Genomic DNA, 15,754 nt, shown 5'->3' with positions numbered 1-15,754 from the left:
CAGCGCCGTGGCCCGACCGCGCCACCTGCCGCCGCAGCAGAACCTTGAGGCCGTCCACGCGCGCTGGCGGTGGATGGAGCGCCGACTGCGTGGACATTGCGGGCGGGCTTGTGTCGACCGTTGGCGCGGTACGCACGGGCACCGGCTCTGGCGGTGCACCGGCCTGCGCTCGAAGGCGCCGCAGACGCTCGGCGAGTTCAGCCATGCGCAGCCTGCCCGCCCCAGAGCTCCAGCACGCGCTGGGCCAACCCCTTCGGTCCCGCCCCCTGCTTGCCCTGTTCTTCATCGACCTGCAGGGCCGGCCCCACGCAGGCCGGGCATCCCGCTGCGCAGTCGCAGGCCTCGACCAGATCCAGCGCCGCCCGCACCAGTTCGGTTCGACGCTTGAACAGCGGCTCCGACAGACCGATACCACCGGGGTAGTTGTCATAGAGGAACACTGCCGGCGCGAAGCGGCTGTCTGCCTCGGCGGCATCGGGCAAGTCGCGGCCGAAGCCTTCGACCCGGCTCCAGCTGCCATCGGCGCTGCCGACCGACTGCTGCAGGTCGCGGGCCTCGGCCATGGCCGACAGCCCCGCCACCAGATGCAGCGCGTGGGCGGCGGCGAGGAAGGCATCCAGCGCGTCCTGCCGGCTGTCGAAACCCGACTCCAGCACCTCCGCCGGCAGCGACCACCACAGCGCCGTGGTGTGCAGCTCCTGGTCCGGCAGGTTGACCGGGCCATAGCCGATGTTCTCGTGGGTGTAGTAGCGGATCTTCTTGTAGCCCGAGACACGGCGCACGACGTGCACCTCGCCGTGATGGCAGCTGCCCTCGCCCGCCTTGCTGCCGTCGAAGCGCTCCAGCACACGCAGGCGTGTGTAGTCGATGGCGTCGGTGTAGTAGTCGACGCTGACCCGTGTGACGTAGGCCTTGCGGCCGGTCCAGTCGAGTTTCTCGACCTGGAAGGGCTGCGACTGCAGCAGATAGATCGCGCCCTCGTACAGCGTCAGCGCGGCCGCCGAGTAGTCGACCTCGGCGATGATCTGCTGGCGCCCGTCGCTGCGGTCGACCACCACGAAATTGCCATCGGCGATCGAGCGCAGCGACACCGCATTGGCCGGAAAGCTGTCGGCGATCCATTCCCAGCGGCCGGACTCCTGGTGCAGCACCTCGGCCTCGGCCAGCACCTCCAGCCAGGGCGCGGGCTCGACGCCGCCGAAACGTTCGCCTTCGACAAAGGGCAGCTCGAATGCCGCGCAGCGGATGTGGTCGAGCAGGATCAGCGGATGGTCGGCGTGGATGCGCGCCATCTCCGGCGAGGCCGATTCGAAGAACTCCGGATGCCGCACGATGTACTGGTCCAGCGCGGTGCTGCCGGCGACCAGCACGCCCAAGCTGGGCTGGCCACGGCGGCCAGCGCGGCCGAGCCGCTGGCGGGTCGCGGCGATGCTGCCCGGATAGCCGTTCAGCACGACCACATCCAGCGCCCCGATATCGACGCCGAGCTCCAGCGCCGAGGTGCCTACCAGGCCATCGATGCGGCCCTCGCGCATGGCCCGCTCGACCTCGCGGCGCTCGGTCGGCAGGTAGCCGCCGCGGTAGCCGCGAATCCGCGGCGGGAGCCGCGGGTCGTGGTCGAAGACGTCCTTAAGGTACTTGGTGATGACCTCGACCAAGAGCCGCGTCTGCGCGAATACCAGCGCCTTCAGGCCGGCCTTGATCGCCAGCCGGGCGATGCGGGTGCTCTGCGAGCGCGCCGAGGCGCGGATGCCGAGTTCGCGATTGACCATCGGTGGGTTCCACAGCAGCAGGTGTTTCTCGCCGCTGGGTGCGCCGCTGTCGGTGATCGCCTCGACAGGCGCGCCGATCAGCGCTGAGGCATGCTCGGCCGGATTGCCGATCGTCGCCGAGGCCAGGATGAATTGCGGCTTCGCTCCATAGAAGGCGCAGATCCGCTGCAGCCGGCGCAGCACGTTGGCGAGATGCGCGCCGAACACGCCGCGGTAGCTGTGGATCTCGTCGATCACCACGTAGCGCAGGTTCTCGAAGAACTGCGCCCACTTGGTGTGGTGCGGCAGGATCGCCTGGTGCAGCATGTCCGGATTGCTGATCACCAGATCACCGTGCAGGCGGATCGCCTGGCGCGCATCGCCGGGCGTGTCGCCGTCGAAGGTGTGGGCCTTGATGCCGAGCCCGCCGGCGCGATTCAACTCCAGCAGCTCGGCCAGCTGGTCCTGAGCCAGAGCCTTCGTCGGGAACAGATAGAGCGCCTTGCTGCGATTCTCGATGGCGCCGGCCAGCACCGGCAGGGTGTAGCAGAGCGTCTTCCCCGAGGCGGTCGGTGTCACCACCACGAAATTCTCGCCGGCCTGCGCGCGCTGCCAGGCCTCCGCCTGGTGGCTGTAGAGACGCTCGATGCCGCGCGCGCGCAGCGCATTCGCGATCGGTGCCGGCAGGTCGGCGGGCAGCTCGGCGTAGCGGCCCTCGCGCGCCGGCTGCACCGAATGCCCGGTGATGCGGCTGCCGTACTTGTGCTTGAGCTTGCCGGTGAGCCGGTCGGCACGGACTCGCTCGATGCGCGGCGCCTCGGCGATGGCACGGCTGTGCGTTTCGATCAGCTGCGGGGCATAGGGCAAGGGCGCAGGCAGGGACATGGCGACGGGCTCGAAGCGCGGGGCGGCAAGCGAAGCGCAGCGCTGTCTCAGGGCCTGAGACTGGGGCGCACGGGCGCGCGCCGACCCCGTCACCCGCGCTCTTTGCGCCGACGCGCGTGTGCCGCATCGACGCAAGCGCCATGCGAGACCGCTGGTACATTCACGCCTGTTTTCCGATGCCAGACACCGCCATGCGCAGCATCCGCAGCCATATCGACGCCGAGCTGATCGAGGGCCAGACCCTCGCCCTGCCCGAATCCGCCGCCACCCACCTGCTGCGCGTGCTGCGCCTTGGCCTCGGCGACGAGGTGCTGCTGTTCAACGGCGATGGCTACGACTACCGCGCGCGGATCAGTGCGGTCGCCAAGCGCAGCGCCGAGGTGCAGGTCGAAGCGCGGATAGAGGTCCAGCGCGAATCGCCGCTGCAGGTGACCCTGGCGCAGGCGCTGGCGCGCGGCGAGAAGATGGACTGGGTGCTGCAGAAAGCCACCGAGCTGGGCGTCAGCCGAATTGCACCCGTGGTCACTGAGCGTACCGAGGTCAAACTCGATGCCGAACGCGCCGACCGGCGACTGCAGCACTGGCGCGGCGTGGTCGCCAGCGCCTGCGAGCAGTGCGGACGCGCGCGCCTGCCGCAGATCGAGGAGCCGCGCGCGCTGGCGGATTTCCTCGCGGCCTCAAGGGCCGACGGCCACCTGATCCTGGCGCTGGATCCCGACGGCGAACACAGCCTGTCCGCCTTGCCGGCCTTCGAACGACTGACCCTGGTGATCGGTCCCGAGGGCGGCCTGAGTCCACGCGATCTCGGACAGCTGCGCGCGGCCGGCGCCCAGGGCCTGCGCCTCGGGCCACGCATTCTGCGCACGGAAACCGCCGGTATCGCCGCCCTGGCGGCGCTGCAAGCCCTGCGCGGCGACTGGGGCTGAGCTGTCCCGGCGCGCCCGTCCGCGCTGGCGGCCCACAGAGGCGGGCGCTCGCGGACCGCGGTCCAATAGCCCAGTCGCCCGACTGTGAGCGCCGCCACGGGCCCACCCGCGCGGTTGCCCATACGGGCGCCGATTTTGCATGGGCGGGTGAATCCACGGGCTGCGCGCGTCCTCACAACGCGATCACGCCCGGACTGCACCCCCGTCATAAGAGGCAGCGCTGTGGCCACAGACAAGGAATTCGCGCAGTCGCAGGGCGCGTTGGCGGAACTGCGCGCCAGCCACGATCAGTTCCAGTCACTGCTCGAGAACCTGCCGGGCACGGCGTTCCGCTGCCGATGCGATGAAGACTGGACCATGCTCTACCTCAGCAGCAGCATCGACAGCATCACCGGCTACCGCGCCGAGGAACTGCTGAACAACGCGGTGATCTCCTACGGCAAGCTCAACCACCCCGAGGACAATGACCGCGTGGCGGCGGAAGTGCATGCCGCGATCCGGGCGGATCGCAGCTGGCAGATCCAGTACCGGGTACGCCACCGTGCGGGCTACTACCGCTGGGTGGCCGAGACCGGGCGCGCCGTCCGCGACGCCCGCGGCGAGGTGCTCTACCTCGATGGCTTCATCACCGACATCACCGACCGCAAGCAGGCCGAGGATCGCCTCAGCGACAGTCGCGCCCTGCTGGCGGCAACCTTTCAGCTCATGCCTGAGCCGCTCGCCACCCTCGATATCGAGAGCGGCCGCTTCATCGACGTCAATCGAAGGTGGGGCGAATGTTTCGGCATCGATCGTGAGGTCGCGGTCGGTCGCAGCGGCGAGGAACTCGGACTGTTTGCCGACCCGAGCCGCTACCGCGAGCTGATCGATCAGCTCGCGCGCGCTGGACAGGTGGAATCCGCGCCGATCACCTGCCGTGACCGTTCGGGCAGCACGCTCTACTGCGAGGTCTCGGCCAAGCGGATCGAGCTTGGCGATCGCCGAATCGGCGTCTGGCTGACGCGCGACCTGACCCAGCGCAAGCAGGACGAAACCGCGCTGCGGCTGACCCAGTTCGCAGTGGAGCGCGCAGGCGATGCGTTCTTCCTGATCGCCCCGGATACGCGTTTTCTCTTCGTCAACGACACCGCCTGCACCAACCTCGGCTACACGCGGGAAGAACTGGCAACGATGGAGGTTGCAGACATCGATCCCGACTTCCCGGCGGCAAGCGCGAAGGCCGTCTTCGAAGAACTCCGTGAGCGCGGACGCCTGCGCTTCGAGACGCGACATCGGCGCAAGGACGGCACGCTGTTCCCGGTGGAGGTTATCGCCAATTACCTGGCCTTCGATGGCCGGGAATACAACAACTGCTTCGTCCGCGACATCAGCGAACGCAAGGAGGTCGAGCGCAAGCTGGAAGAGCTCAACCAGAACTTGGAGGCCCGCGTGCAACAACGTACGGGCGAGCTGTCAAGAGCGCTCCTGGACCTTGGCCGGACCCAGCAGGACCTGATCCAATCCGAGAAGCTCGCCGCCCTCGGCTCGCTGGTCGCCGGGGTGGCGCACGAACTGAACACGCCGATCGGCAACGCCATCACCGTAGCCTCGACGGTCAAGCATGCGCACGAAGCTCTGCAGAGATCGCTGGAGAGCGGCTTGACGCGACAGGCACTGCACGCCTTCATGGACACCGTGGGCGAGGCCTCCGACATGCTCAGCCGCAACCTGCAGCGCGCCGCCGACCTCGTGAACAATTTCAAGCAGCTGGCGGTGGACCAGGCCAGCCATCAGCAGCGACGCTTCGGGCTGGCTGATCTGGTGGCCGAAGTGGGCATCGTGATGACCCCTTCCCTGCGCAAGGCGGGCATCCAACTGGGCATCGACATCGAGCCGGAGATCCAGCTCGACAGTTTCCCGGGCGCGCTCTCGCAAACCCTGATGATCCTCATCAGCAATGCGGTCACCCATGCCTACACCGAGCGTGAACAGGGCTCGCTGCACATCGATGGACGCCGCGCAGGCAACGGCTGGGTGCAGCTGAGCGTGCGGGACGACGGCGCGGGCATCGCCGACGAGCACCTGGGCCGCATCTTCGAGCCCTTCTTCACCACCCGATTCGGGCAGGGGGGGTCCGGGCTTGGGCTTCACATCCTCTACAACCTGGTGACGAGCGTTCTCGGGGGGCGGATCTCGGTCGACAGCAGGCTGGGTGAAGGCACCACGTTCACCATCGAGATTCCCGACTCGCGGGGCGCAAAACGGACGGCATGACGCTTGCACGCCAAGCCCCAGGACGCCCCGCCGGAATCCCCCATGGTGCCAACCGCCCATCCGAACAGTGAGCCGCTCTTCGACTTCGCTCCGGAGCCCTCGGGCGACCGCGAGACGCATCCTCACGTCGATTGCTGGAAGATCCTGATCGTCGACGACGAGCCGGACGTGCATAGCGCCACCCTTCTGGCCCTGCGCGACATCCAGATGGAGGGTCGGCGGCTGCTGTTCCTGCACGCCCACTCGGCCAGCGAGGCTCGGGAGGTGCTCGCCGCCCATCCCGACATCGCCGTGCTGCTGCTGGATGTGGTGATGGAGTCCGAGAGAGCCGGCCTCGATCTCGTCAGGTATGCGCGCGAGGGGCTGGAGCGTCGCGAGCTTCGCATCGTGCTGCGCACCGGCCAGCCTGGCTACGCGCCCGAGGTGGAGACCATCACCCGATACGACATCAACGACTACAAATCCAAGGCTGAGCTGACGCGTATACGTCTGTTCACCAGCCTGACCGTGGCGATCCGCTCCTACCGGCAGATCCGCCAGCTCGAGGCTACGCGCGAGGGCTTGGAGAACATCATTGCGGCGAGCATCGATCTCGGCCGCTCAAAGGGGATCAAGCGCTTCGCCGATGGAGTGGTCACCCAACTCTGCGCCCTGCTCGGCATGGAGCCCGAGGGCCTGGTCTGCGCCTCTGCGCCCTCACCCGGCGATCCGCCGATGGTGCTTGCTGCGGCTGGCCGGTTCGCCCCCTTCATCGGGCTGCCGCTGGAGGCCCTGCCCGACACGCGCGTGGCGTCACGCCTCAAGGACGCCCTGCGACTGCGCAGGGCCATCACCGATGCCGGCACCTACCTGCATTTTCCGGTGAGCCACAGCGCCGGCGTCGCCGCCTATCTGGATACCCCCGCCCCCTTGGACGGCATTGACCAGCACCTCGTCGAGGTGTTCAGCACCAACATCACCGCCGGCTTCGAGAACGTCTTCCTGCAGCAGCGGATCGCACAGCTGGCCTATGTCGATCCGCTGACCGGCCTTCCCAATCGCAATGCCTTCATCGAGCGGGTGCGCGATCTCGGCCACGGCGATGCCGTGGTGGCCCAGATCGACATCGACAACTTCTCGGGCATCAACAGCGTGCTCGACTTCAGCTTCGGCGACGAGGTACTGCTCGCCGTGGCGAGACGGATCGAAGAGCGGTTCCCGGACCCCGTGATCGCCGCACGACTCGGAACCGACGTGTTCGGCCTTGCCGGGCCGCGGGAGCGGGTCAACGCCGACACCCTGGCCGCGCTGTTCTCCGAGCCCTTCCAGGTGGGCGATCACGCACTTCGGCTCACCGCCACCTGCGGCCTGGTGGACTGCAGACAGGAAAACACTACATGCCGCGCGGCCCTGCAGAACTCTTCGATCGCGCTGAAGCAGGCCAAGATGCTGGCGCGCAGCAAGTGCCTCTACTTCGAGTCCAGCCAATCGGAAGCCGCCAAGGAGCGGCTGCTGCTGCTCAACGACTTGCGCGCGTCCTTCCTGGCCGAGCGCCTGTTCCTCGTCTACCAGCCCTTCGTCGAACTCGCCACGGGTGCCATCCTGGGTGCCGAGGCCCTGCTGCGCTGGAAGAACGACCAGGGTGACTATGTCGCGCCGGATCGCTTCATCCCGCTGGCCGAGGAATCCGGCCTGATCGTGCCGCTCGGCCAATGGATCATGCGCGTCGCCTTCCGCGAACATCGGCGCTTCAAGGCCGCGGCGAGCGGCCCCTTCCGCATCGCCATCAACGTCTCGCACATCCAGTTCAGGGAGCCCGATTTCGTCGACTCGCTGGAGCGCGCCATGGCCGACTGCGGTACTGACCCGCGCGACGTGGAGATCGAGCTGACTGAATCGGTTGCGATCGAGGATCTTGATCACATCGTCGAGACCCTGAAACGGGTTCGCCAGTTGGGCGCGAGCATTTCGGTCGATGACTTCGGCACCGGCTACTCCTCGCTCTCGGTGATCCGCCGCCTGCCGGTGCAGCGCATCAAGATCGACCGCTCCTTCGTGGGCATGCTGCAAACCGATCCATCGATCGCCAACCTGATCGTGGGCCTGGCCGGCCGACTGGGGCTGGAAACCATTGCCGAAGGGGTGGAAACGCCCGCCCAGCTCAGCCGACTCAAGGAGCTGGACTGCGATGTGGGTCAGGGCTACCTGTTCGCCAAGCCCATGCAGGCAGACGATCTGCTCGCATTCCTGAGGCAAGGCTGAGGAATTCAGGATCGGTGATGCCCGGTGGCGTCCTTCGATGCCCGATCAGCGGACAGAGCCGCGACCTTGTTGCCTCACGAGACTCGGGAGCGCGAGCCGCCGTCGGCCGGCACCCGGCTCGGGCAGCGCGGACTCAGCGGACGCCACCCGCCCTTCGACGCACGGCCCCATGCTGGGTGCCCGGTGCCACAGTGCGCCCACCCTTCAACCGGAACTCAGGCGCGTGTCCAATCCGGCCCTTCGAGCCCGGTGAACACGCGTCGCAAGCCTTCGCCCCACTGCTGGCGGATGCGCTGCAGGTAGGGGTCACCTTCGTCCAGCCGCTTCTGCAGGCCCAGCTTCAAGCTGTCGCGCTCGTAGACCAGCACGTCCAGCGGCGGGCCGACCGAGATGTTGCTGCGCATGGTGCTGTCGAAGGAGATCAGCGCGCACTTCACCGCATCGTGCAGGGCGGTGGAGGGTTCGATCACGCGATCCAGGATGGGCTTGCCGTACTTGATCTCACCAATCTGGAAGAACGCCGTGTCGTGCGAGGTCTCGATGAAATTGCCTTCGGTGTAGACGAGAAACATGCGCGGCGCCTCGCCGCGGATCTGTCCCGCCACAATGAAGCTCGCCGATGCATCGATGTTGTGCTTGCGCAGATAGTCACCGTCACGCCGCTGCACTTCGCGCATGGCCTCGCCGAGCAGGCAGGCCACGTCATACAGGGATTCGGCGGACCACAGGCTGTGCTCACCGCCGCCGCGGGCACGCTGCTCGAGCAGGCTCAGCACGTTCTGGGTGACGGACAGGTTGCCCGCGGACAGTGTCACCACCACCCGCTCCCCCTCGCGCGCGAAGACCCGCATCTTCTCGAAACGGCCGACGTTGTCGACGCCCGCATTGGTGCGCGAGTCGGACACCAGCACCAGGCCGGCGTCGAGATTCATGCCGAGGCAGTAGGTCATGGTCGATCCGGCCAAACGGGGCGCAAGAGCATAGCGGGAGCGTCCGGCGCGGTCATGCCGACACCACGTCGGTCGACAGCATGAACTCGCGGAAGATGCCGTCCGAGATCGCATACAGTCGCGCCATCACCGACTTCAGAAACGCGCTCGTTCCAGGCGCCAGCAGGGCTTCCATGCGCGCATAGCGCAGCTCGGACGCCAGCGCCCCGCACTGGCGGACGACCTCCAGACGGCGTCCGCCGGCCAGGCTTTCGACGTTGCGGTGGATCGCCGAGGCGCAGGTCGCCAGCGAGCGCGGCATATCCGATCGCAGCACCAACAGCTCGGCGACACGCGCTGGAGCGACGGTGTCGCGGTAGATCTTGCGATAGGTCTCGAAGGCCGAGAGCGCCTGCAGCAGGGCCGATAGGCGGTAGTACTCGACCGCGCTTCTCGCCTCCTGCTCGGGGCGCTGCCGCGTCTCGCCGAAATACATGTCGAGCAGGCGCAGGCTGTTGTCGGCGCGCTCCAGGAACGTGCCCAGCTGCAGGAAGGTGTAGGCCTCGTCGCGCACCAGCGTGCCCAGGGTGATGCCGCGGAACGCGGCGGACCGGCGCTTCACCCAGTCGAGGAACTGCGAGAGCCCCTCACTGTTGAGCTGGTCCCAGTCAAGGTCACGCACGCGCATCCAGCTGGAGTTGAGATCCTCGTACATCTCCGCACTGATGGCACCGCGCTGGGCGCGGCCGGATTCGCGCGCCGCATGCAGGCAGGCGTAGATCGAGCTCGGGTTGTCGGCGTCGAAGATCAGGAACTGCAGGACCGAATGCTCATCGAGCCGCCCGTAGCGGCGCGCGTATTCGGCTTCGAGGCCCAGTGCGCTCAGGGCCGCACCCCACGACTCGGTGAGCGCACGCCCTTTCTCCAGGCGATCGGGCAGCAGCGCCACCCGATGGGCGTAGTCGATCAGGCGCGCACCGTTGTCGACGCGCTCGATGTGCCTCGCCATCCACAGCAGGTCACTGGCCGTACGACACAGCATCAGGCGTCCTCCTCAAGAACCCAGGTGTCCTTGGTGCCGCCGCCCTGCGAACTGTTGACCACCAGTGAGCCCTCGCGCAGGGCGACCCGGGTGAGCCCGCCGGGCACGATCCGCACCTCCTCGCCGGAGAGCACGTAGGGACGCAGGTCGATATGGCGCGGAGCGATGCCCGTCGCGACAAAGGTCGGGCAGGTCGAGAGTGCCAGGGTCGGCTGCGCGATGTAGCCGGCAGGGTTGGCAAGGATGCGCTGGCGGAATTCCTCGATCTCGGCGCGCGACGACGTCGGCCCGATCAGCATGCCGTAGCCGCCCGCGCCCTGGGTCTCCTTGACCACCAGCTCGTCGAGGTGATCGAGCGCGTAGCGCAGATCCTCCGGCTCGCGCAGCTTCCAGGTCGGCACGTTGTTGAGGATGGGCGCTTCGTCCAGGTAGAAACGGATCATGTCCGGGACGTAGGGATAGATGGACTTGTCGTCCGCCACGCCGGTACCGATGGCGTTCGCCAGGTTGACCCGACCCGCACGGTAGGCCCGCATGAGGCCTGGCACGCCCAGCATCGAATCGGAGCGGAACACTTCCGGATCGAGGAAATCGTCGTCGACGCGGCGGTACAGCACGTGCACGCGCTGGGGACCGCGTGTGGTCCGCATGTAGACGGTGTCGTCCCTGACGATGAGGTCCTGACCCTCCACCAGTTCGATACCCATCTGCTGGGCAAGGAAGGCGTGTTCGTAGTAGGCCGAGTTGTAGGCGCCGGGCGTCAGCAGGGCCACGGTCGGCTCTTCAGCGCCGGCCGGCGCCACGCTGCGCAGGATGTCGAGCAGGGCATCGGGGTAGTCCTCGACCGGCGCGATGCTTTGCCTTGCGAACAGTTCGGGGAACAGCCGCATCATCATCTTGCGGTTTTCGAGCATGTAGGACACGCCCGAGGGCACGCGCAGATTGTCCTCAAGCACGTAGTACTCGCCATCGCCAGCACGTACCACGTCGATGCCGGCGATGTGTGCATAGATGTCGCCGGGCAGGCCCAGTCCACGCATTTCGGGCCGGTACTGACCGTTGAACAGGACCAGCTCGCGTGGAATGACGCCGTTTTCGACGATGCGCTGCGGCCCATAGATGTCGGCCAGAAAGGCATTCAGCGCGCGAACCCGCTGTCGCAGGCCGGTATCGAGCAGGCGCCACTCGTGGGCCGGGATGATGCGCGGGATGATGTCGAAGGGAATCAGGCGCTCGGTGCCCGACTTCTCGCCGTAGACCGTGAAGGTGATGCCGACCCGATGGAAGGCGACCTCCGCCTCGCGTCGCTTCTGCGCGATCCGCGGCTCCGGCGTGCTCTGCAGCCACTCGTGGAAGGCCCGGTAGTGCGGACGCACGGCGGCCGACGCCAAGCCCTGCGGATCCGTATTCATCTCGTCGAAGTACTGGTTAGCCACGCCCCCTGTCCCTCCCCTTGCGACGGCCGATCGGCGCGTCCCGGCGCTGTCGGCTCCCCCGAGCCGATGCCGCGCGTGCTGCAATGCAATAGGACACAGGCGCCTCAGAAGATCAAGAGCGCGCGACTCGAGCAAGCGCTGGCAAGGCGCACGAAATGCCCCGCAGCGCCCCAAAAGCACAGGGGCGACGCCTGCCGGCGCCGCCCCTGCGGTACCGCTCGCGGCGGAGGTGGCGCCTTACTCGGTCATCACCACGCGCGTGCCCGCCAGCAGATCGGAAATGCGGCGGCGGTCATCGCGGAAAATGAAGAGCGCATCGACGATGGCGTAGAGGAAGCCTAGAAATGGAACGATCTGAGCAAGCTGCACCACGCCATAGCGCAGACCGATCAGCTTCACGAACTCCGGCTTGTTGCCGTTCTCGTCGACGATCTTCATCTTCAGCAGCTTCTTGGCAATGGTCTGACCGCTCTGATTGAGGAAGTAGCCCTGCAGCGCTACAAACACGATGAAAACGAACACCGAGAAACCCAGACCCGTCAAAAAGCCAGGTTGCTGACCAGAACTCACGGCACTCCAAAAAAGCATGAAGTACACCGGCGACACCACGACCATCAGGATCAACAAGTCGATGATGTAGCCCCCGAGCCGTAGCCAGGGCGAGGCCAGCTCGCCAACGGTGTCCACGGCAACATCAGAGACAGCCGCTTGCGGTGCGGCGTAGGGGTTGGGTGGCGGCGTCTGGTTCGGATCCACGGGCTTTCTCCTTGAAGTGCCGGCTCCCCCGGCCCTCCTGGAGTCTAGCAGCGCCGCGGCAGCTGCGAGTTCGCAGAACCGTAAGATCGCCTCGGCATCACAGCCCAGGCGGGCCCCAGCGCGCTGTTCGTGCGCATCGCCCCGATGGGGCGGTGCAAGCGGAGTCGCCATTGTCACGCGCCGCCCAAGCACCCATCTTTCCGCCACAGATCAAACCAGACCGGAGCACGCGTGGACCTTTCCCAATGGTTACCCATCCTGCTGCACGCCATCGCGGTCGTGCTGATTCTGGTGGGATTGGCCGGCACGATCCTGCCGGCGCTGCCGGGTATTCCGCTGATGCTGGGCGGCATGATCCTCTCGGCCTGGGCAGGGGGATTCGAGCAGGTCGGCTGGGGCTGGATCGCGGCGCTGTCGGTGCTGACCGGCCTCGCCTTGCTGGCGGACTTCGTCGCCGGACTGTTGGGCGCAAAGCGCGTGGGCGCCAGCGTGTGGGCGCTGGTCGGCGCAGCGGTGGGCACAGTCGCGGGGCTCTTCTTCGGCATCTTCGGCCTGCTGCTCGGGCCTTTCCTGGGCGCCCTGCTGGGTGAACTGATCGCCGGCAGCAGCCTGCAGCGCGCGACCCATGTCGGCGTCGGCGCCTGGATCGGCTTCGTGGTCGGCGCCGTGCTCAAGGTCGCCATCGCCTTCATGATGCTCGGCCTGTTCGCGTTCGCGTGGATCTTCTAGGCCACCTAGTGATCATCCGCCCTCGCAGTCGTCCCGCTCCCTGTCGAAAAGCCCAGGGAGATGACACCCCACACGGGAGACCAGCGAAGCGCTCCGCGAATCCCGAATCCCCAATCCCGAATCCCGAATCCCGTCGCTCAATGAAAGACACCTTCCTCTGGTTCGACCTTGAAACCTTCGGCCGCAGCCCGCGCACCAGCCGCATCGCGCAGTTCGCGGGCATCCGCACGAACGCCGAACTGGAGGTCGTCGATGCCCCGCTGATGCTGTACTGCCAGCCGGCGCTGGACCTGCTGCCCTCGCCCGAGGCCACCCTGATCACCGGCATCACGCCGCAGCAGGCGCGCCGCGACGGCCTGATCGAACCGGAGTTCCTCGCCCGCGTGCACGAGGCTTTGGCCCAGCCCGGCACCTGTTCGGTGGGCTACAACAGCCTGCGCTTCGATGACGAACACCTCCGCCACGCGCTCTACCGCAACTTCTTCGATCCGTACCAGCGCGAGTACGCGCGCGGCAACTCGCGCTGGGACCTGCTGGATCTGGCCCGCCTGCTGTACGCGCTGCGTCCCGAGGGCATTCAATGGCCGACCCGCGAGGACGGCCTGCCCAGCTTCAAGCTCGAACAACTGGCCCGCGCCAACGGCTGCGGCCACAGCCGCGCGCACGACGCGCTGTCCGACGTCGAGGCCCTGATCGACCTCGCGCGGGTGTTCCGTCGCGCCCAGCCGCGGATGTGGGAGTACTACTACGGCTTCCGCAAGAAGCCGCGCGCGCTCGGCCTGCTCGACGTGGCGAACATGACGCCGGTGCTGCACGTGTCGGGCATGTTCAGCGCCGAACACGGCTGTGCGGCGATCGTGGCGCCGATCGCCGAGCATCCGCTGGTGCCGGGGCGGATCATCGCCTTCGATCTCGGCAGCGACCCGCGGGGCCTGCTGGAGCTTGCGCCGGACGACATCGCCGACCGCCTCTACGTGGCCCAGGCCGACCTGCCTGAAGGCGAGCAGCGTGTCGCGCTGAAAGAGATCCACCCCAACCGATGCCCGGCCCTGATCGAACTGCGTCACGTCAGCGAGGCCGAGCTGGCGCGGCTCAAGCTCGACCGCGAACGCGCGTTGCAGACCCATGCGCTGCTGAAGCAAACACCGGGTCTCGCCGAAAAGGTCCGCGCGGTGTTCGCGCGCGGGCGCAGCTTCGAGGACGAAGACGCCGACGGCGCGCTGTACGCCGGCTTTCTGCCCGACGCCGACCGCGCGGAGTTCGAGGCCCTGCGGCGAAGCCGGCCCGAGCAGCTGGCCGCATTCGAGCCCCGCTTGCGCGACCCGCGCTTGAAGGCGCTGCTGTTCCGCTACCGTGCGCGCAACTGGCCACAGACACTGTCGCTGGACGAGCAGATGCGCTGGCGCGACTACCTGCAGCGGCGTCTGGCGCCGGCCTCGGGGCGCTCGGAATACGACCTGGACGGCTATCCGGCACTGCTCGCTCAACTGCGGGCCCAGCATGCGGCCGATCCGGAAGCCCTCGCCCTGTTCGACGCCCTCGCCGACTGGCATCGCGAGGTCCAGCAACAGCTCTAGCAGGCTATTGAAAAACAGCCTGCCTGCCCGGCCAGGCATGGCCGGGACGACGAAGCAAGTGCACAAGCGATTTGTGTCGGGAGGCAGTGAGGACCTGCGCCGCACCGCCGACTTGAAACACTCCCCACAAGGGGGTCTCTCAACACGCTCCCCGCAAATGGCACTGCCCCACCCTGGCCGGAGGCTCGCCACACGCGGTGAGATGGCGAGCGCCCATGCTGCGAGCGCAGGGCACGGTGCAGGCTCAGGACACGCAGCGCGCTCGAGCCCGGGGTGGGCCAGGGCCCCTCCTGTTCAAGCCTTGCATCCGCTCACCGCGGACGCAGAGCTTGGCGCGATCAGCTCGCCCGGGCGCGCGCAGCGACGGTCTTCAGACGCCGCCGCCACTCGGCATTCAATTCGCGCGAATGCGCCGGCATGCGCTCGGCAAGGCGCAAACCCGCGGCTGCCACCTCCGCGGCATCACTCAAGGCGCCCCACTCCAGCAGGGTTTCGGCATAGCGCGCGCGCGCCTCGAGCCCGGCAAAGCCTTCGATGACCGCATCGAACTCCTCGCGCGCGCGCTCGCGGTCGCCCAAGGCGGCAACGGCGCGCGCATAGACCAGGTGCCCGCGCGGCGAGCGGAAGTCGGGCCGGCGCTCGATCAGCGCGTCGAGCATGGCGCGCGCGTCCCCGGGTCGCCCGGCGTCCAGCAGCGCATGCGCGTGCCGCACTTCGATCTCGGGATCCTCGGCATGGAAACCGCGCCGGGCCTGACTGTAATGCTCAAGCGCCGCCTCGGCCTGGCCCATGGCCAACAGCGCATCGGCCAAGCGCAGATGCATGGCCGGCGTCGGCGAAGCCTCGAGCGCCTGACGCGCTTCACGCAGCTCGCGGCCGGGGTTGATCAGTTCTCCAGCCGCGCGCTTGACGTTGCGGAAGGCACGGCTGCCGCGCTGCTCAGGCAGCCAGATGGCCAGCGCGTACACGACACTGCCCAGCAGCGGAAACGCGAACAGCACGAACAGCCAGTACATCTCCCGACCGCTGCGCACCGCGTGGATGGCGAAATACAGCGCAATCAGAACGTGCAGACCGAGACCGAAAATGTGCATGCCAGAAGGGAGTCAATGACCGGGGAAAGGCGCGCAGTTTTCCACGCCCTGAGGAAACCGAAAAGCGGTGTCGCAAGCGCGCGACTCTTCGACATTCGCGCGAACCGGGCGTGCGACCCGACGCGGGGCCGGCCG

General features: G+C 67.4%; 11 protein-coding genes. 5 read left to right on the top strand and 6 right to left on the bottom strand.

Annotated elements, in window-relative coordinates; all coding sequences use genetic code 11:
• Positions 1 to 197: 197 nt before the first annotated feature.
• On the bottom strand, positions 198 to 2,636 hold the full coding sequence (locus tag BLP83_RS02420; protein WP_091238359.1) for a DEAD/DEAH box helicase: 2,439 nt from the start codon (positions 2,634 to 2,636) through the stop codon (positions 198 to 200).
• Between the two features lie 191 nt (positions 2,637 to 2,827).
• Between BLP83_RS02420 and BLP83_RS02415 the strand changes: the two genes are divergently transcribed.
• From BLP83_RS02415 to BLP83_RS02405, 3 genes are all read left to right on the top strand, one after another.
• Positions 2,828 to 3,562, top strand: coding sequence for a 16S rRNA (uracil(1498)-N(3))-methyltransferase (locus tag BLP83_RS02415; protein ID WP_091239416.1), 735 nt, complete (start codon positions 2,828 to 2,830; stop codon positions 3,560 to 3,562).
• A 222-nt stretch (positions 3,563 to 3,784) separates the two neighbouring features.
• Positions 3,785 to 5,815, top strand: a complete 2,031-nt coding sequence (locus BLP83_RS02410) for a PAS domain-containing sensor histidine kinase (RefSeq protein ID WP_176763977.1) — start codon at positions 3,785 to 3,787, stop codon at positions 5,813 to 5,815.
• 42 nt (positions 5,816 to 5,857) lie between these two features.
• Positions 5,858 to 8,056: a GGDEF/EAL domain-containing response regulator gene (locus BLP83_RS02405; RefSeq protein WP_091238354.1), complete on the top strand. Its 2,199-nt coding sequence runs from the start codon at positions 5,858 to 5,860 to the stop codon at positions 8,054 to 8,056.
• A gap of 215 nt (positions 8,057 to 8,271) precedes the next feature.
• Here BLP83_RS02405 and BLP83_RS02400 read toward each other — a convergent pair whose 3' ends face one another.
• The 4 genes from BLP83_RS02400 to BLP83_RS02385 form a co-directional block, all read right to left on the bottom strand.
• Positions 8,272 to 9,006: a proteasome-type protease gene (locus BLP83_RS02400; RefSeq protein ID WP_091238352.1), complete on the bottom strand. Its 735-nt coding sequence runs from the start codon at positions 9,004 to 9,006 to the stop codon at positions 8,272 to 8,274.
• Between the two features lie 52 nt (positions 9,007 to 9,058).
• Complete coding sequence (locus BLP83_RS02395; protein WP_091238350.1) at positions 9,059 to 10,027, bottom strand: alpha-E domain-containing protein; 969 nt, start codon at positions 10,025 to 10,027, stop codon at positions 9,059 to 9,061.
• Positions 10,027 to 11,463: a circularly permuted type 2 ATP-grasp protein gene (locus BLP83_RS02390; RefSeq protein ID WP_245679933.1), complete on the bottom strand. Its 1,437-nt coding sequence runs from the start codon at positions 11,461 to 11,463 to the stop codon at positions 10,027 to 10,029. Before BLP83_RS02390 ends, BLP83_RS02395 begins: the two co-directional genes overlap by 1 nt.
• A gap of 237 nt (positions 11,464 to 11,700) precedes the next feature.
• Complete coding sequence (locus BLP83_RS02385) at positions 11,701 to 12,219, bottom strand: RDD family protein (protein WP_176763976.1); 519 nt, start codon at positions 12,217 to 12,219, stop codon at positions 11,701 to 11,703.
• A 231-nt stretch (positions 12,220 to 12,450) separates the two neighbouring features.
• On the opposite strand from BLP83_RS02385, the gene BLP83_RS02380 reads away from it, so the two are divergent.
• The gene (locus tag BLP83_RS02380) at positions 12,451 to 12,948 is read left to right on the top strand and encodes a DUF456 domain-containing protein (protein ID WP_245679932.1); all 498 of its coding nucleotides are present in this window, start codon (positions 12,451 to 12,453) and stop codon (positions 12,946 to 12,948) included.
• Between the two features lie 140 nt (positions 12,949 to 13,088).
• Positions 13,089 to 14,525, top strand: a complete 1,437-nt coding sequence (gene sbcB / locus BLP83_RS02375) for an exodeoxyribonuclease I (RefSeq protein WP_091238344.1) — start codon at positions 13,089 to 13,091, stop codon at positions 14,523 to 14,525.
• 338 nt (positions 14,526 to 14,863) lie between these two features.
• On the opposite strand, the gene BLP83_RS02370 is transcribed toward sbcB, so the two are convergent.
• Entirely contained in the window at positions 14,864 to 15,619 is a 756-nt protein-coding gene (locus tag BLP83_RS02370) for a tetratricopeptide repeat protein (RefSeq protein ID WP_091238342.1), read from the bottom strand.
• Positions 15,620 to 15,754 lie beyond the last annotated feature (135 nt).

It is taken from the genome of Aquimonas voraii, assembly GCF_900101825.1.
GTDB classification, from domain to species: domain Bacteria; phylum Pseudomonadota; class Gammaproteobacteria; order Xanthomonadales; family Xanthomonadaceae; genus Aquimonas; species Aquimonas voraii.
This window is presented reverse-complemented; position numbering and strand designations above follow the sequence as displayed.